Source organism: Staphylococcus sp. EG-SA-15 (assembly GCF_017151895.1).
Lineage (GTDB): Bacteria > Bacillota > Bacilli > Staphylococcales > Staphylococcaceae > Staphylococcus > Staphylococcus aureus.
The window spans coordinates 1-18,427 of record NZ_JACVZN010000020.1; the positions used below are offsets into that span (position 1 = coordinate 1).

14 protein-coding genes and 1 pseudogene are annotated in these 18,427 nt (G+C 33.9%); 6 read left to right on the forward strand and 9 right to left on the reverse strand.

What is annotated here, in order from left to right:
* The 4 genes and pseudogenes from IDG64_RS09300 to IDG64_RS09315 all read right to left on the reverse strand — a co-directional run.
* Positions 1-424: pseudogene (locus IDG64_RS09300) on the reverse strand (RES family NAD+ phosphorylase); the annotation flags it as partial.
* The gene (locus tag IDG64_RS09305) at positions 411-1,334 is read right to left on the reverse strand and encodes a sce7725 family protein (RefSeq protein ID WP_000291765.1); all 924 of its coding nucleotides are present in this window, start codon (positions 1,332-1,334) and stop codon (positions 411-413) included. The gene IDG64_RS09305 and the pseudogene IDG64_RS09300, both read right to left, overlap by 14 nt.
* 1 nt (position 1,335) lies before the next feature.
* On the reverse strand, positions 1,336-2,178 hold the full coding sequence (locus IDG64_RS09310) for a sce7726 family protein (protein WP_000370334.1): 843 nt from the start codon (positions 2,176-2,178) through the stop codon (positions 1,336-1,338).
* Positions 2,179-2,382: 204 nt separating this feature from the next.
* Positions 2,383-5,172, reverse strand: a complete 2,790-nt coding sequence (locus IDG64_RS09315) for a type I restriction endonuclease subunit R (protein ID WP_000331353.1) — start codon at positions 5,170-5,172, stop codon at positions 2,383-2,385.
* Positions 5,173-5,384: 212 nt separating this feature from the next.
* Here IDG64_RS09315 and IDG64_RS09320 point away from each other — a divergent pair, with 212 nt between their 5' ends.
* Positions 5,385-5,666 carry a hypothetical protein gene (locus IDG64_RS09320; RefSeq protein WP_001550030.1) on the forward strand — a complete coding sequence of 94 codons (282 nt, stop codon included), beginning with the start codon at positions 5,385-5,387 and terminating at the stop codon, positions 5,664-5,666.
* A 193-nt stretch (positions 5,667-5,859) separates the two neighbouring features.
* On the opposite strand, the gene rpiRb is transcribed toward IDG64_RS09320, so the two are convergent.
* Genes rpiRb through mupG form a run of 4 tightly spaced genes read right to left on the reverse strand, consistent with a single transcriptional unit; the run spans position 5,860 to position 10,155 of the window.
* Positions 5,860-6,735, reverse strand: a complete 876-nt coding sequence (gene rpiRb / locus IDG64_RS09325) for a pentose phosphate pathway transcriptional regulator RpiRB (RefSeq protein ID WP_000181832.1) — start codon at positions 6,733-6,735, stop codon at positions 5,860-5,862.
* Between the two features lie 2 nt (positions 6,736-6,737).
* The gene (locus IDG64_RS09330; protein WP_000159759.1) at positions 6,738-8,192 is read right to left on the reverse strand and encodes a PTS transporter subunit EIIC; all 1,455 of its coding nucleotides are present in this window, start codon (positions 8,190-8,192) and stop codon (positions 6,738-6,740) included.
* Between the two features lie 11 nt (positions 8,193-8,203).
* Positions 8,204-9,100, reverse strand: a complete 897-nt coding sequence (gene murQ, locus IDG64_RS09335) for an N-acetylmuramic acid 6-phosphate etherase (protein WP_000432019.1) — start codon at positions 9,098-9,100, stop codon at positions 8,204-8,206.
* Entirely contained in the window at positions 9,100-10,155 is a 1,056-nt protein-coding gene (mupG, locus tag IDG64_RS09340; protein WP_000145570.1) for a 6-phospho-N-acetylmuramidase, read from the reverse strand. Before mupG ends, murQ begins: the two co-directional genes overlap by 1 nt.
* 585 nt (positions 10,156-10,740) lie before the next feature.
* On the opposite strand from mupG, the gene ptsG reads away from it, so the two are divergent.
* A complete protein-coding gene (ptsG, locus tag IDG64_RS09345) occupies positions 10,741-12,786 on the forward strand; it encodes a glucose-specific PTS transporter subunit IIBC (protein WP_206171310.1) in 2,046 nt (681 codons plus the stop codon).
* Here ptsG and IDG64_RS09350 read toward each other — a convergent pair.
* On the reverse strand, positions 12,765-12,866 hold the full coding sequence (locus IDG64_RS09350) for a hypothetical protein (protein WP_000979526.1): 102 nt from the start codon (positions 12,864-12,866) through the stop codon (positions 12,765-12,767). The two genes, ptsG and IDG64_RS09350, sit on opposite strands and share 22 nt — an antisense overlap.
* A gap of 192 nt (positions 12,867-13,058) precedes the next feature.
* Between IDG64_RS09350 and IDG64_RS09355 the strand changes: the two genes are divergently transcribed.
* From IDG64_RS09355 to rocD, 4 genes are all read left to right on the forward strand, one after another.
* Complete coding sequence (locus tag IDG64_RS09355) at positions 13,059-14,699, forward strand: alpha-keto acid decarboxylase family protein (protein WP_000813531.1); 1,641 nt, start codon at positions 13,059-13,061, stop codon at positions 14,697-14,699.
* 66 nt (positions 14,700-14,765) lie between these two features.
* Positions 14,766-15,323: an isochorismatase family protein gene (locus tag IDG64_RS09360; protein WP_001566877.1), complete on the forward strand. Its 558-nt coding sequence runs from the start codon at positions 14,766-14,768 to the stop codon at positions 15,321-15,323.
* Between the two features lie 275 nt (positions 15,324-15,598).
* Positions 15,599-16,954 carry a branched-chain amino acid transport system II carrier protein BrnQ1 gene (gene brnQ1 / locus IDG64_RS09365; RefSeq protein ID WP_000728167.1) on the forward strand — a complete coding sequence of 452 codons (1,356 nt, stop codon included), beginning with the start codon at positions 15,599-15,601 and terminating at the stop codon, positions 16,952-16,954.
* Between the two features lie 252 nt (positions 16,955-17,206).
* The gene (rocD, locus tag IDG64_RS09370; protein ID WP_001084432.1) at positions 17,207-18,391 is read left to right on the forward strand and encodes an ornithine--oxo-acid transaminase; all 1,185 of its coding nucleotides are present in this window, start codon (positions 17,207-17,209) and stop codon (positions 18,389-18,391) included.
* Positions 18,392-18,427: the final 36 nt, after the last annotated feature.

The window sequence follows — 18,427 nt, forward strand, 5'->3', positions numbered from 1 at the left end:
CATTATTTGCTACAATTAGATTTTCATTTGTATATTTTTTATCTTTAATGATTTTAGCGCTTACTAAACCTTCCAACACCCGTCTATCTATATTTTCATCATCTTTAAAAAGTTCATTTAAAATACAACTTATTTGAGCTTCTTCAACATTAAATATACTCCAATCATCTTTTAATGCTGTTTCAATTTTTTTACCTTCTTTTTGGCTAAAAGTATCTGGTAAATTTATACTAATATCATATAATTCTAACGCTGGTCTTAAATAATCTCTAATCTGCTCTAATTTATCTATGTGTCGAGTCGTATCAAATATTTTAACACCAAGATGATCGTTATCAATATCACAATTGTCAAATTTGCTATTATCATTTACAATGATTTCTACGATTTCAGTATTATTAAAACATTTTTCACATATTTTCATTTTGAGACTCCAAGTATCTATTCATAATTTCTAGATGATGCATGATAGATAACCTTTTAATTAAACCTAATCCTGGATACTTATTATTTTCATTTAATTCTTCAAATTGTCCGATTGCATAAGATCTATTTTTATTATCTAAGTTTTTAGACCAAGTTACTAATTTATCTACAGCCTCAAAAAACTTTTTAGCTGGATTTAATCTATCGTTATTAGAATCAGAGACAAAATGTTTAACTCTTAACTCATTAGCCTCATCAAAATAGACAATATGTATCGCAATAGCTAATGGCGAAAAGCCACCGTCTACATATTCTCCACCTATAACAGAATAGTCTGAAAATGCTACGTATCCATCTTCCTTATAATAAAGGTGATCGTCGCTATAAAACTCGTCATCATTATCTAAATAATCAACATTACGACTTAGTTTATTAAAAGGATCCATAATGATGCCTTTGTTTGGAATATTACGCAATTTACGTTTAATGTGTCTATCATCTGGTACAAAAACCATTTCAAGTTTATTTTTATCTCCAAACATTTCCCAGTCATCTACACTTGTTAAAATAGCTAAACTATTACTTGAAAATTGCTGTTTCAACCTATCATCGCCTTCATCAGAAGGACCCAAGTAAGCTTTTTGAATAACACTTTTGTTTTTTGTTATTATTTCGCTTAAGTCTTCAACAGTTTCGTTACTAATCTCTTCTTCAGTTAACTTCGAATTTACTACTAAATTTATACGAAATTCTTTTTCACCACAATATTTCAAAACATTTTTAAACGTGGTTGTATACTTAATCGGTTCAATTATAGGTTGAATACAATCACCAATCAAACCTTTCTCTAACAATTCTCTAATTGCAAATAGTTCATTTTGTTTCCCACGCAAATAAGGATAATACATATTAATCCTCCTTAAGAAAATGATATAGTTTATTTTTATCTTTCTTTGTCATTTTTGCGAAATATAACAAGAACTTAATTTCAGCCGGCGCTGCTAAAAATTCATCTTTGTATTCTTTCATGTTGCCTCTTTTTTTCAACTCAGAAATCATATTGTTATGCAGTTTCGTCATTGGTATTTCTTTAAACACGTCAAATAACACATCATACTCTGTGAAATCATTATAAGTTGGCACATCCATATGATTTTGTGCAATAACTCTTTTTCTTTCTTCTTTTCGTAAAAAGTTATACATCGCTTTTGTGTTTAAGAGACTATTGTTTTCTTTAGGTTTTTGAACTTCACTCAGTGTATTTCTAGTTGTTAACACTAAAATTCCAACTGTTGTATCTTTGTATCTAGCCATAACTTTATTCAGATGTTTGTCATTTGTAATAACTACTACATAATTAAACACTTCATAATAATCATTAATTTGATTATCTAATCTATCCAGCTTATCTAATTCTGTTTTAATCTCATAGACAACGCCTTTGCCGTTTAACAATATAAAATCAGCAATACTTTTCCCTATGGGCATCTCAGAAAGTGCAGTAGTTGTATTAATAGAATGTCGTCCTAGAAGGAGTTTATTAAGTATTGTGTTTTTGTAAAAATATTCGTTACGATAAGACTTTTTAAGATAATTATATAAAGATTTCATCTTCTGTATTACATTGATATTTTTAGGTCCCTGTATATAAAAATCATATGCCTCATCAACAACATCACTTTTATTTTTGATTGCAATTTGATGTAATATCTTTTGACTAAAAACACGATTAATCATATTTCTATTATCCATAGCTATGCACCTCCTTCAACATACATTTAATACTTATCCTGTTAATATTATAAACTATTTTAAATGCCTATAGACATTATTTCTATACGCATACGATGATAAAATTGTATTGAAACCAAGTGATGATTGCCAAATACATGATAACTTACAAAAGATAGAAAATAATAATGCCCCCTACACTAATCTAGCGAGGGGGCTGAATCATTACACACCGTATTTTTCAGTTGTTTCTGCCACGAAAGATTCAATGGCTTTTCTTGCTTTACGCTTTTCTTTCAATGGCAAATCACCAATCATTTTTTTAAGGTGATGTGGGTTTACAACACCACTATACTGGTAGTCATTTGAAATTGTTTTTAGGGCTTGTTCATCGATAGATCTCTCTCCAGCAAATCCTTTGAACTCCGCTTCTTTTTTAATACTTTCGAAATTAACATATTCTTGATCGATATCATCATCCTTATTTAAAGAAGGTACAACATTGTCGATGAATTCTCTAATTAGATCTCGTTTTAACCTCAATGTCGGATCATCTGCATGATCTAAAATGCGTCTAATTTGTTCTTGGTTACGACGTTGTTCCGCTTTGTCTTCAAGATCAATTTGTCTCAATATATTCATAATATAATTCACATTAATCGTATCATTACGCATCATTTCTATTTCGAAATCAATATCATTTAAAATGGATACTTTATTTTTCTCAGCCGTCGCTCTTTTTACTTGATCGTACACAGCTAAATATTTACTTTTATAGTCTTCATTCTCTTGTTCATCCATTCCAATTTCATCAATTGTAAACTCAAACTCGTCAAATGCTTTTAAACGTAATATTATTTTAGCTAATAAACGATAAGCTTCAACAAAGCGCTTTAGCTCTTCTTCATCTTGAATGTCATCAACCATGTGTGGTGTCGGCACAATCATTTTAAGCTCACGATAAGCGTCCATAAATTCTTTTTTATACTCTTCATAACTGCGCATTAAAATTGTATCCGTATCATTTGTTTGTGAGAATACTCTCAGTGCATCGTCTGTCTCTTTTTTCAAGTCACGATAGTTTACAATTTTACCAAATGGCTTTGATTCTTTTTCAACCCTATTTGTACGTGAATACGCTTGAATTAAATCATGATACATTAAATTCTTATCAACATATAAAGTGTTCAGTACTTTACTATCAAAACCAGTTAAGAACATATTAACAACGATTAAGATATCAATTTTACTATCTTTAACGCCCTTTTTAACGTTTTTTGAAATATGATTAAAATACTCATTAGTTGTGTCTGTTGAAAAATTCGTCTCGAACTTTTTATTATAATCACTAATCATTATCTCTAATTTTTCACGTGAATGATATGGCACTTCACCATCACGATCATCTTCATTAGGTTTAAACGTAAATATACCAGCTATCGTTAACGGTTGTTCCAACTTTTTGTTAAGTCGCTTAAATGTCTCATAATATTTAATAAGCGCGTGAATACTTTGGACTGTAAATATACTTGAATATTGACGATTACGTGTATATTTATCATGATTATTGATGATATGTCGTGTTACTAATTCCACACGTTTATCCGCTAACCATACTTCTTCCGTATCAATTGCTTCAACCATGCTGTTATCTTCTGCTTTTAAAGCTTTATTTTTAAAAGTATTAATATAGTCAACTGAGAAACCAAGTACATTACCATCATGAATGGCATCTCTAATTAAATACGTATGTAAGCATCTACCGAAAATATCTGCAGTTGTTCTACCATCTTGACTACTATTTTCTGGAAAACGTGGCGTACCAGTGAATCCAAAGTATTGGGCATTTTTGAAATGTTGTTTAACTAGACGATGCATGTCACCAAATTGACTGCGATGACACTCATCAATAATAAATACAACTTTATTCGTTTTATACTGTTCTAATAAATGGGCATTACCTTGAATCGCTTTAGCCATTTTTTGTATCGTCGTTACAATAAGTGGCAAACTTTTATCATTTAGTTGGCGTACCAGTTGCGAGGTATTAAAAGTTTTGTCTACAGCACCCTTAGCAAATTTATTAAATTCCTCTTCTGTTTGACTATCCAAGTCTTTACGGTCAACCAAAAAGATAACTTTCTTAATGTCATCTTGCTGTGATAAAATCTGACTCGCTTTAAAAGAAGTCAATGTCTTACCACTTCCAGTTGTATGCCATACATATCCATTATTCCCTGTCTCAGTCGCTTGTTGAATAAGTGCTTCTACCGCATACACTTGATACGGACGCATTGCCATCAGTATTCTATCTGTTTCATTAATAATCATATAGCGCGATATCATCTTAGCTAATTGACAAGGTCTCATAAACGACTCAGCAAACGATTGTAATGTATTGATTCGGTTATTCTGTTTATCACTCCAATAAAACATGTGACTCTTCAATAGTTCGCTATCATTATTAGAAAAGTATCGCGTTTCAACACCATTACTAATGATAAACATTTGTATGTAGCGGAATAAGCCTGTGTAATTTTGTTTGCGGTAACGTTTTACTTGGTTAAACGCCTCATTAATATCAATACCTCGACGTTTCAATTCAACTTGGACAAGGGGTAGTCCGTTGATTAATATCGTTACATCATAACGTGCTTTATATGTATCCTCGACAGATACTTGATTCGTCACTTGAAACTTATTTTTACACCAACTTTTCGTATCTAAAAACGACAAATAAACCTCAGACTCATCATCACGTCTAAGTGGTAATTTATCACGTAAAATACGGGCACTCTCGAAGATACTTTTCCCATCAATCATCGTTAACAGACGTTGAAATTCTTTATCTGTTAAGGGATTGCCTTCTAATTTGTCCGCATGACGCTCATTTAAAATCGTTCTAAAATTATCAAGCAATTGCTTATTATCACGTATTGTTACTCTTTCGTAACCCAATTGTTCAAGTTGATTCATCATTTCATTTTCTAATGCGTATTCACTTTGGTATGCCATTCATATCCCCTTCCATACACTTTCTATTGCTCTAAATATATCATAAACTTTAATGAAAAATGTTTGTTTTTTATCTTCAAACGTAAATTTATTCTAATTTTATTGTCTTATCTTTTAATATTTGTCTTTGAGGTAAGTCGTATACTAAAATTTGAATACAAATAATCAAATCATTGATAAATTTTTTGTCTACGATTAATGGAGGGACTTGAATGGTGTTAATTACCTATCAAATCATTTTATTTTTTATTATTAGTCTAAGTTACTATTTAACTTTAAATCATTACATGGCAGTCACTGTAGGTAACTTCACTTCAATATTCGGCATGTTCGCAGCCATACTCTTTATGTACTACTACCTACTCTATAAAAGTCCCGAATACAATCAACGCAAACGATTTAAACATTTCATTCATATCACTAATTTGATAATAATTGCTTTTAGCACCTTCGTATTAGTTCATTTAGCATTAAAATTATTCTTCAGCATTTAATTTCCATCTATGAAAAAAGCAAAGCTCAAATCTGAACTTTGCTTTAATTTGTCACGCCTTTATCATTTTCAAAATAGCCTCTATGCCAGTTTTACAAACTTGTAGCAACAATTTTTCATCAAGCAACTGAATCACATCAAAAACTTCAATTGTTTACGTTGCAACTAACTTTATGTTAGAACGCACACAATATCTAATGTTTAAAATCTATCGTCGCAAGATGCTTCCTGTAATTATCAAGTGCCATTTTCGATTGGGTTATACAATCTAGAATCGCATGATAATTTAATGCTACAAATCGATAGTACAATATATCTACCGTGAATAACTGTGCAAATAGTGACGTTGTAGCCGCCATACGCATTTCATTTTCATCAGTTCTGCCATAAATCAATGCATAGTCTGCAATTTGAGCCACTGGATTATTAGCTGTACTAGATATAGTTATGATGGGAATACTGTAATGTGTGGCCACCTGTGCAATTGACTGCAATTCACTATGACTACCTTGATTCGTCACAAAAATCATGCAATCTCTATCATCATGCGTCGCAAATGTTGACACAAGTAAATGCGTTTCATGTAATAACCTGACATTTAAGCCAATACGAGATAACTTTTGAAAAAGATCACCAATAGTCAAACTCGATGCGCCAAATCCAAATAAAAATATTGTCCTGGCATTTTTCAACACATCACAAATTGCATCAATTTGCGCATCCATAATATTAGTAGCTACAAATCGCATCGTATTCGTTGCTCTAGCAATCATTTTATTTTTCAAAGTTTCTACAGATTCATTTTCAATCAATTCTAAATGTGGATTGGTTGCAATATCTTCGGGTAAGTATCGAGATATCGCAATCTTTAGCTCTTGAAAACCTTGATGTGTCATTTTCCGACTAAATCTAACAATTGATGCTGTACTAACATTCGTAACATCTGCCAAATCATTCACAGTCATATCAATGATTTTATGTGGATTCTTTAAAATGTAATCAGCGATTATCTTTTCTGTCTTCGTAAAATCACTCAACTGCTTATCAATGCGATATAAAATATTTGTCATCATTAATCACCCAACAAATCTGTCTGTCGCATCGCCTTTGTCGTTCCAAATAAATATGTACAAACGAATCCACCAGCATACGCAGCAAGTAATCCTGCAATATAACCTAAATACATATTATCTGAGATTAATGGTAATAGTGACACACCACTTGGGCCTATTGCTTTGGCACCAATATGTCCAATTCCACCTATTACAGCGCCACCAATACCACCACCAATACAAGCAGTTAAGAAAGGTCGACCTAACGGCAAAGTCACACCATAGATTAATGGTTCTCCGATACCTAGGAAACCAACTGGCAATGCACCTTTTAAAGTATTACGTAATGTTGTGTTGCGTTTACATCTTACCCAAAGTGCTAATGCGGCACCTACTTGTCCAGCACCAGCCATCGCTGCAATTGGCAATAAGTAAGTAGCACCAGATTGGTTAATCATTTCTATATGAATTGGCGTAAAAATATGATGAAGCCCTAACATAACTAATGGTAGGAAGCTTGCTCCAATGATAAATCCACTAAATACGCCACCAATACTAATAATTCCGTTAACTACTGAAACTAAACTGTCTGAAACAAAACCTGCTAATGGCATAAAGATAAAGATAGTTAATAGTCCTACAATCAACAATGCAATAGTCGGCGTTACAATAATATCAATCGCATTTGGCACAATTTTATGCAATCTCTTTTCGACAATACTTAAAATCCAAACGGCAAAAATAACGCCAATAATCCCACCTTGTCCAGGTTGCAATGGTTCTCCAGTGAAGACATTCATTAAAATATTTTTACCAGCAATACCCGTTAATAACGTTGTACCACCAATCACGCCACCAAGTCCTGGTGTCGCACCAAATTCTTTAGCCGCATTAATACCAGTGAAAATAGCTAAGTATGCTAACATACCGTCTTTAATGACATTAAATACTGTTATAAGTTGCGTAATCCAAGCACCTGAAATATAGCCTGCCACCATTAAGTTACTCAGTACTGCTGCAATACCACCAATTAATCCAGCTCCAATAAATGCAGGAATCAACGGTATAAAGATATTGGCAATTGATTTCAATACTTTATTCAACTTACCATTCTTTTGTTTTGCTTTATGTGCTTCTTTATTCGCCTTTGCTTTATCAGCTGCATATGATTTATAGTCCATTTTTTCACTATCATTGTGATTGTGTGGTATTTGGTCACCTAGTTTAACACCACTTAATTCCGCCATATGATTAGCCACTTTATTGACTGTACCAGGTCCAACCACAACTTGAATGCGTTCATCGTGTATAACACCCATGACACCATCAATATGCCTTAGTTCTTGGTCATCTACTTTATTTTCATCTAATACTTTAATACGCACACGTGTCATACAGTTCATGACACTATCTATATTATCCATACCACCTACTGCAGCAATAATTCGTTCTGCAAGTTGTTGTTCTTTGGTCATTTAAATCCCTCCTAAGGTTGTCTATCTCTGATTGCTCGTTTAACAATGTCACCATTGTTTAATAACCGTCTTGTTGCTTCTTCCTTAGAAATGCCACACATACCCATAACTGTCGCAACTTTCACATCATGCTCAGACACCTGATATAACACCATTGCTTCATCATATGTGATAGCACATATTTCTTGAATAATACGCACTGAACGGTCGATCAGTTTTTGATTGGTTGCTTTAACATCAATCATGAGGTTATCATAAACTTTTCCGACACCAACCATTGTGATGGTTGAAATCATATTTAAAATTAATTTTTGTGCTGTACCAGACTTTAAACGCGTTGAACCAGTTAATACTTCTGGACCAACTTTAACTTCTACTGGATACTGCGCAATTTCACTTATAACTGCATGTTCATTGCATGAAATAGATACTGTTGTAGCACCGATTGTGTTAGCAAATGTTAAACCGCCTATAACATATGGCGTTTTGCCACTCGCGGCAATTCCTATAACGACATCTTTTGATGTTAAATCTATATTTTTCAAATCTTCTTCCGCTAATTTTTTGTGATCTTCCGCACCTTCTACAGCCATCGTCATAGCATGTTGTCCACCAGCAATAATACCTATAATTTCATGAGGGTCAGTATTGAATGTAGGTACACACTCCGCTGCATCTAAGACACCCAATCTTCCACTTGTACCTGCACCGATATAGATCAATCGTCCACCCTTTTTATACTGTGCAATTGTTTTTTTAATTACTTTTGTCAATTGTGGTATTGCCTTTCGAACTGCTAACGGGACTTGCTGATCTTCTTTATTCATCGTAATTAAAGCCTCTTCCACAGTCATTTCATCAAGATGCATCGTCGCTTCATTACGCGCTTCGGTCGTACTATTTTCCATCACTTCTTACACTCCCTAGTTTTTTGAAAATCAAATGTATCATTCGGCTCGATACAACTTAACAGTGGTAAGTCTTCTTTAATAATTTGTGCAACAACATTCACATTGTCATGTGCACTAAGCGTTTGTCTCACAATTTGCATTTCGCCTTGATAACGTCCGTTATTCAAATTATCAACGGTTACTGAACCAATGCGTCGTTGCGTCGTAAACTGTGGTTGAATCGAATGTGGACATATTTGTCTTGACGTTTCCGAACGAATGACATTTTCCGGATTATCCGGGCGTACTTTATGACACATATCGAAAAGGTAAGTCACTGTCGTATCAAACACTTCTTCAATACATAACGTGAAATGCCTATGCTTGCAAAAATCTATAAGTTGTTTTGCCTGCCTCATTTCAATCAATGAGTCTCCAACTAACACTTCAGATACACCAGTTTCTTGTAATAATTTAGCTGCAACGACAGGATGACTATGTCTCGTTGCTTCAATTGTTGGCAAGCCTTTATGCAAAGGACCTCGCAAACCACTCCCTACAATAAAACCATATATTTGTGCCTTTGGATTAAATTGATAAATGAGTTCATTTTTCTTATTGACCAAGTCAACAGATAATCCCGTATCTGGTCTTGGATAATAGTTATGACAAAATGAAAGTAATGTAAAATCATTCAATTGTTGATGTAAGCTTGTTAACAATTCCCGGGAAATAATACTTGCATTCAAACAGCACTTTAAACCCTGTGCCATTATCGCTTCGATTGCCTCAATTGATGTACTATGATCGATACGAATCATAAATTGTGCATCATATTGTCGAAGATGCTCATAAAAAGATGGTGTTAAAATAGATGGATTAGCATCTATGAGGTAAGTCACTTGTTCATGTTTTAATAAATTGAGTAGTTTTGTGAAATAATGATATTTTGTCTCGTCATCTTCTTCTGGTATTTGTACAGATGTAAAAATCATTTGGTAACCTTGTTTAATCATTCGCTTAATATACGCTTCATCTAAAGGTTGTCCTAAATACACTGAAAAGCCTGTCAAAGTAGCCCTCCTTAACAATATAATTATTAGGAAAATATAGTTGAGTTGTGTAATCGCTTACATTTTACTATAAGAGAAAACACATTACAATATTAATCAGTTAAAGCCTGTTCATTGTAATAATCTTACATATTTCTGTCACAAGTTAATTATTACACCATCAAAGATTATCCTTTCTTTTAAGTGCTGATAATAGCTGCTACTGCTGAATTATTACAACAACTTTTATACATTTTATTCAGGATTATCTTATATTATGTTTTAATAATAATCTGTGAACAATTAAGAGATTTGAAATTGAATTTAATAATTGTATTGAAAACGCATACTTCACCATGCTAAAATAGGAGTCGCAAACAAATAAGATTCAATAAGATGTGATGGTAAGCTAGATAAACTAACGTATCAGTTTTATATACTACTTAGTCAATTGCTTCTTTTACATTAATTACATACACCAACGTGTTACTAAGTAAGATTAGGCATGAGTTAAATTAAGCTGTGATGGTTACCAACACAGTCTATTTGCTCGTGTCTTTTTTTATTGAATCTTAAATAATAAATACAACTTTGGAGGTTGGACAAGTGAGGAAGAAACTTTTCGGTCAATTGCAACGTATTGGTAAAGCGCTAATGTTACCTGTTGCGATTTTACCAGCAGCTGGTCTGTTATTAGCTATCGGTACAGCTATGCAAGGTGAATCATTACAACACTACTTGCCGTTTATACAAAATGGTGGCGTACAAACTGTCGCTAAATTAATGACAGGTGCTGGTGGTATCATTTTTGATAACTTGCCTATGATTTTCGCATTAGGTGTCGCAATCGGATTAGCTGGCGGTGATGGCGTAGCAGCTATCGCAGCATTCGTCGGTTACATAATCATGAACAAAACAATGGGCGACTTTTTACAAGTTACACCTAAGAATATTGGTGATCCAGCGAGTGGTTACGCTAGCATTTTAGGTATCCCAACATTACAAACAGGTGTGTTCGGCGGTATTATAATCGGGGCCCTGGCAGCTTGGTGTTATAACAAGTTCTATAACATTAACTTACCATCTTATTTAGGTTTCTTCGCTGGTAAGCGTTTCGTACCTATTATGATGGCTACAACATCATTTATTTTAGCATTCCCAATGGCATTAATTTGGCCAACGATTCAATCAGGATTAAATGCATTCAGTACAGGATTATTAGATTCAAATACTGGTGTTGCCGTATTCTTATTTGGTTTCATCAAGCGTTTATTAATTCCATTCGGTCTACATCACATTTTCCACGCACCGTTCTGGTTCGAGTTTGGTTCATGGAAAAATGCAGCTGGTGAAATTATTCACGGTGACCAACGTATCTTTATCGAACAAATTCGTGAAGGCGCACATTTGACAGCTGGTAAATTCATGCAAGGTGAATTCCCTGTTATGATGTTCGGTTTACCTGCAGCAGCTTTAGCAATTTATCACACAGCTAAACCTGAAAATAAGAAAGTAGTAGCAGGTTTAATGGGTTCTGCTGCTTTAACATCATTCTTAACTGGTATTACAGAACCATTAGAATTCTCATTCTTATTTGTAGCACCATTATTATTCTTTATTCACGCAGTACTTGATGGTTTATCATTCTTAACATTGTACTTATTAGATCTTCATCTAGGTTATACATTCTCAGGTGGTTTCATCGACTACTTCTTACTCGGTATACTACCTAATAAGACACAATGGTGGTTAGTTATTCCTGTAGGTCTTGTATACGCAGTTATTTACTACTTCGTATTCCGATTCTTAATTGTAAAATTAAAATACAAAACACCAGGTCGTGAAGATAAACAATCACAAGCGGCTACTGCTTCAGCAACTGAATTACCATATGCAGTATTAGAAGCTATGGGTGGTAAAGCAAACATTAAACATTTAGACGCTTGTATCACACGTCTACGTGTTGAAGTTAACGACAAATCTAAAGTTGATGTTCCTGGTTTGAAAGATTTAGGTGCATCCGGTGTATTAGAAGTCGGCAATAATATGCAAGCGATTTTTGGTCCAAAATCTGACCAAATCAAACATGAAATGCAACAGATTATGAATGGTCAAGTAGTAGAAAACCCTACTACTATGGAAGACGATAAAGACGAAACTGTTGTTGTTGCAGAAGATAAATCTGCAACTAGCGAATTGAGCCATATCGTGCATGCACCATTAACTGGTGAAGTAACACCATTATCAGAAGTGCCTGATCAAGTGTTCAGCGAAAAAATGATGGGTGACGGTATCGCTATTAAACCTTCACAAGGTGAAGTTCGTGCACCATTCAACGGTAAAGTACAAATGATTTTCCCAACAAAACATGCAATTGGTCTTGTATCAGATAGTGGTTTAGAACTATTAATCCACATCGGTTTAGACACTGTTAAATTAAACGGAGAAGGCTTTACTTTACATGTTGAGGAAGGTCAAGAAGTTAAACAAGGTGATTTATTAATCAACTTTGATTTAGACTACATCCACAATCATGCAAAGAGTGATATTACGCCTATTATCGTGACACAAGGAAACATTACAAACCTTGATTTTAAACAAGGTGAACATGGCAACATTTCATTTGGCGATCAATTATTTGAAGCTAAATAATGCTTACTATAAACAGGTGCGTATACCTTCATAAGGTGACGCGCCTGTTTTTTCTTTGCTATTGTATTTTGCAGCATCATTGATAGTTCGCTCTCCCCTTAAATTTTGAATTTTAAGATCATCAATTAACCCCCCCCTTCATACTCATTTCCTAAAAAATATTAATTGTTCACTATTGTTAGCGTTTTCACAACAAAGTCAACTTCCTTGACCTTACACTATATTCGAGGCTATCATTTTAAGTGTAAATATAGAGAAAAGGTGGTTTTTTTATGAAACAACGCATTGGAGCTTACTTAATTGACGCTATTCATCGAGCAGGCGTCGATAAAATTTTTGGTGTTCCTGGTGATTTTAATCTCGCTTTTCTAGACGATATTATCAGCAATCCCAATGTAGATTGGGTAGGAAATACAAATGAATTAAACGCAAGTTACGCAGCGGACGGTTATGCCCGTCTTAATGGACTCGCTGCATTAGTTACTACATTTGGTGTTGGCGAATTAAGTGCCGTCAACGGTATCGCAGGTTCATATGCTGAACGCATACCTGTCATTGCGATTACAGGTGCGCCGACACGTGCTGTTGAACATGCCGGTAAATATGTACATCACTCACTTGGTGAAGGTACATTTGACGACTACCGAAAAATGTTTGCACATATAACCGTTGCACAAGGTTATATCACACCTGAAAATGCAACAACCGAAATACCACGTTTAATTAATACAGCAATCGCCGAAAGACGCCCAGTTCATTTACATTTACCAATCGATGTCGCAATCTCTGAAATTGAGATACCGACACCATTTGAAGTAACGGCAGCCAAAGATACGGATGCATCAACATATATAGAGTTATTAACATCTAAATTGCATCAATCGAAGCAGCCTATCATCATTACTGGACATGAAATTAACAGTTTTCACCTTCATCAAGAATTAGAAGATTTTGTAAATCAAACACAGATACCAGTAGCACAACTTTCATTAGGAAAAGGTGCTTTTAATGAGGAAAATCCATATTATATGGGTATTTACGATGGGAAAATTGCCGAAGATAAAATACGAGATTATGTGGACAACAGCGATTTAATTTTAAATATTGGAGCCAAATTAACAGATTCAGCAACAGCAGGTTTTTCATACCAATTCAATATCGATGATGTCGTTATGTTAAATCATCACAATATCAAAATTGACGATGTTACAAATGATGAAATATCTCTACCATCATTGTTAAAACAGTTATCCAATATTTCACATACGAATAACGCAACGTTCCCTGCGTATCATCGTCCAACATCACCCGATTATACAGTTGGCACAGAACCATTAACACAACAAACTTATTTTAAAATGATGCAAAATTTCTTAAAACCAAATGATGTCATTATTGCTGATCAAGGTACATCATTCTTTGGTGCTTATGATTTAGCATTATACAAAAACAATACTTTTATAGGGCAACCGTTATGGGGTTCTATCGGCTATACATTACCTGCAACATTAGGTTCACAATTAGCAGACAAAGATCGTCGTAACTTATTATTAATTGGTGATGGCTCATTGCAACTAACTGTTCAAGCTATTTCAACTATGATTAGACAGCATATTAAACCGGTATTATTTGTGATTAATAATGACGGCTATACGGTAGAACGACTTATTCACGGCATGTATGAACCTTATAATGAAATTCACATGTGGGATTATAAAGCTTTACCAGCTGTATTTGGTGGTAAAAATGTTGAAATTCATGACGTTGAATCATCAAAAGATTTACAAGACACGTTTAATGCAATTAATGGTCATCCCGATGTGATGCATTTTGTCGAAGTCAAAATGTCTGTCGAAGACGCACCGAAGAAACTCATCGATATCGCTAAAGCTTTTTCACAACAAAATAAATAATTTCATCGTAAACAGGGTATAAGTTTAAGCGAATACTTTATTAAACGAAAAGGACTCTGATATAAGATGATTAATTTTAATAAAACCGCTTTAGTGTTAATCGACCTGCAAGAAGGTATACTTAAGATGGATTATGCGCCACATACAGCTGAAAATGTCGTTCAAAACGCTAATAAATTAATAGATGTTTTTAGAAAAAACAATGGCTTTATCGCTTTTGTTCGCGTGAATTTCTATGATGGTAAAGATGTATTGCAACCAAATGCAATGATCTCATTACCACCAAAAGAAGGCGACGACTACAGTCGTTTCCATCATTTATTAGACAAGAGAGATGACGATTTTGTCATAGACAAACGACATTTTAGTGCATTTGTAGGAACAGATTTGGACTTACAATTGCGACGTCGAGGAATTGATACGATTGTTCTTGGTGGTGTCGCAACGCATATTGGCGTAGATACGACAGCGCGAGATGCCTATCAATTAAACTACAATCAGTTTTTTGTTACAGATATGATGAGTGCACAAAACGAAACGCTACATCAATTTCCAATAGATAATGTATTCCCATTGATGGGACAAACAATAACTACAAACGACTTTCTAAATGTATTGAACTAAACATATACTTCCCCCCTTCAATCATGTTGAGGGGGATCTTTATTTCACAAAGTATTAATACGTCGGGTTGTCTAACCTTCTATATTTAACATATTCTATATCTGTTAAATCGTTCTTAACTTACGCCCCTACTACATAAAAAACAGTATTTATTCCGGAATTTTCAAAAAATTTAGTATTTATTGCAAAATTATGTATCACTTTATGTTTAATTTTTGATATTATCTTAATTAAGTAGATTTTTATAAGTTCTAAAAAGGAGAACAAATACATATATGAAGAAGAAACTAACATTTAAAGAAAACATGTTTATAGGTTCTATGTTATTTGGTTTATTCTTTGGTGCCGGCAATCTTATCTTCCCAATACACTTGGGTCAAGCTGCTGGTTCTAACGTTTTTATCGCTAACTTAGGATTTTTAATTACAGCAATTGGCTTACCATTTCTAGGTATCATTGCTATTGGCATTTCAAAGACATCTGGTTTATTTGAAATTGCATCGCGTGTTAATAAAACATATGCTTACATTTTCACGATTGCCTTATATCTAGTTATCGGACCATTTTTCGCCTTACCTAGACTGGCAACGACATCATTTGAAATTGCATTTTCGCCATTTTTATCACCAAAGCAAATCACTTTATATTTATTTATTTTTAGCTTCGTCTTCTTTGTGATTGCATGGTTTTTTGCGAGAAAGCCATCAAGAATTTTAGAATATATCGGTAAATTTTTAAATCCGGTATTCTTAGTATTATTAGCAATTATTTTATTATTTGCTTTTATCCATCCATTAGGTGGCATATCTGATGCACCTATTAGTAAACAATATCAATCACATGCCTTATTTAACGGCTTTTTAGATGGATACAATACCTTAGATGCGCTAGCGTCATTGGCATTTGGTATCATCATTGTTGCAACGATTAAAAAGTTAGGTATCGAAAATCCAACTGATATCGCTAAAGAAACAATTAAGTCTGGTACTATCAGTATCATTATGATGGGGATCATTTATACCCTACTAGCAATCATGGGTACATTAAGTATTGGTCATTTCAAACTTAGTGAAAATGGTGGTATTGCCTTAGCGCAAATTACGCAATACTACTTAGGTAACTACGGTATCGTCCTGTTGTCACTTATCGTTATGGTTGCTTGTTTAAAAACAGCCATCGGTTTAATTACGGCATTTTCAGAAACATTTGAGCATTTATTCCCGAAACTGAATTACCTAGCGATTGCAACAGTTGTGAGCTTTATTTCGTTCTTATTCGCGAATGTTGGCTTAACTAAAATTATTATGTACTCAGTCCCAGTGTTAATGTTCTTATATCCATTAGCAATTGCCTTGATTGTACTAACATTATTTAGTAGCAAATTCCATCATTCAAAAATTATTTATCAATGTACCATTTTCTTTACAATGATTGCTGCATTAGTAGATGGATTAAAAGCTAGTCCAGAGTTCATTTCAAGCACATCATTCTCACAAACTTTGATTAATTTCAGCCAAAAATATTTACCATTATCAGACATTGGTATGGGCTGGGTTGTTCTCAGTTTGATTGGTTTCATTATCGGCTTCATTATTTATAAAATTAAGCATCGTAAAATTCCACAAGCATAATACTATGCCACAGTCATATGTTAAACATATGCTTGTGGCATTTTTTATTCATACTACATTAAACTGCAATCGTATACATACATATCAATGATTATCCACAAAAAATATTAGTACTTTCATTTTACAAATCACATTAATACAAACACAACCTTATCTTTATATTATTAAATTTACATTTGACACTTATATTGAACAACTGTAATATATTAATATTAATTCTTTAAATTGTATAAATATAAAGGAGGGAGACCGATGAATTCAATCATTGAATTAACTGATTATTATAGCTCTAATAATTATGCACCACTTAAGCTTGTCATTTCTAAAGGTAAAGGTGTCAAAGTTTGGGATACTGATGGCAAACAATATATAGATTGCATTTCGGGTTTTTCAGTTGCAAACCAAGGCCATTGTCATCCAACAATTGTTAAAGCGATGACAGAACAAGCTTCAAAGTTGTCTATCATTTCACGTGTCCTTTATAGTGACAATCTCGGGAAATGGGAAGAAAAAATTTGTCATCTTGCTAAGAAAGACAAAGTACTCCCCCTTAACTCTGGTACTGAAGCTGTTGAAGCAGCCATTAAAATTGCTAGAAAATGGGGCTCTGAAGTTAAAGGCATTACTGACGGACAAGTTGAAATCATCGCTATGAATAACAATTTTCACGGTCGTACACTTGGCTCATTATCACTATCTAACCACGACGCATATAAAGCAGGATTTCACCCCCTACTTCAAGGCACTACAACTGTAGATTTTGGAGACATTGAACAATTAACACAAGCTATTTCACCAAATACAGCAGCAATTATTTTGGAACCAATTCAAGGTGAAGGTGGCGTTAATATACCACCGAAAGGATATATTCAAGCTGTGCGTCATCTATGTGATAAACATCAAATATTATTGATTGCAGATGAAATTCAAGTTGGTCTTGGTAGAACTGGGAAATGGTTTGCGATGGAATGGGAGCAAGTTGTTCCAGACATTTATATTTTAGGTAAGGCATTGGGTGGCGGCTTATACCCTGTATCTGCTGTACTTGCAAATAATGATGTCATGCGTGTTCTAACACCAGGTACACATGGTTCGACATTTGGTGGTAACCCTTTAGCCATTGCAATATCGACGGCAGCGCTTGATGTACTTAAAGATGAACAACTGGTTGAACGATCAGAACGCTTAGGTTCATTTTTATTAAAAGCGTTGCTACAACTTAAACATCCTAGTATTAAAGAAATTAGAGGTCGTGGTTTATTTATAGGCATAGAGCTTAACACAGATGCTGCACCTTTTGTGGATCAACTGATTCAACGTGGAATCTTATGCAAAGACACGCATCGTACTATCATTCGATTGTCTCCACCTCTAGTCATTGATAAAGAGGAAATCCATCAAATTGTTGCAGCTTTTCAAGACGTTTTTAAAAATTAACAATTAATCATTTATATATGACATAGGAGGGATTCA

Coding starts and splice junctions, on each gene's coding strand:
- IDG64_RS09305 (WP_000291765.1), bottom strand. CDS start 1,334: ATGTATTATCCTTATTTGCGTGGGAAACAAAATGAACTATTTGCAATT.
- IDG64_RS09310 (WP_000370334.1), bottom strand. CDS start 2,178: ATGGATAATAGAAATATGATTAATCGTGTTTTTAGTCAAAAGATATTA.
- IDG64_RS09315 (WP_000331353.1), bottom strand. CDS start 5,172: ATGGCATACCAAAGTGAATACGCATTAGAAAATGAAATGATGAATCAA.
- IDG64_RS09320 (WP_001550030.1), top strand. CDS start 5,385: ATGGTGTTAATTACCTATCAAATCATTTTATTTTTTATTATTAGTCTA.
- rpiRb (WP_000181832.1), bottom strand. CDS start 6,735: ATGACAAATATTTTATATCGCATTGATAAGCAGTTGAGTGATTTTACG.
- IDG64_RS09330 (WP_000159759.1), bottom strand. CDS start 8,192: ATGACCAAAGAACAACAACTTGCAGAACGAATTATTGCTGCAGTAGGT.
- murQ (WP_000432019.1), bottom strand. CDS start 9,100: ATGGAAAATAGTACGACCGAAGCGCGTAATGAAGCGACGATGCATCTT.
- IDG64_RS09350 (WP_000979526.1), bottom strand. CDS start 12,866: ATGATGCTGCAAAATACAATAGCAAAGAAAAAACAGGCGCGTCACCTT.
- IDG64_RS09355 (WP_000813531.1), top strand. CDS start 13,059: ATGAAACAACGCATTGGAGCTTACTTAATTGACGCTATTCATCGAGCA.
- IDG64_RS09360 (WP_001566877.1), top strand. CDS start 14,766: ATGATTAATTTTAATAAAACCGCTTTAGTGTTAATCGACCTGCAAGAA.
- brnQ1 (WP_000728167.1), top strand. CDS start 15,599: ATGAAGAAGAAACTAACATTTAAAGAAAACATGTTTATAGGTTCTATG.
- rocD (WP_001084432.1), top strand. CDS start 17,207: ATGAATTCAATCATTGAATTAACTGATTATTATAGCTCTAATAATTAT.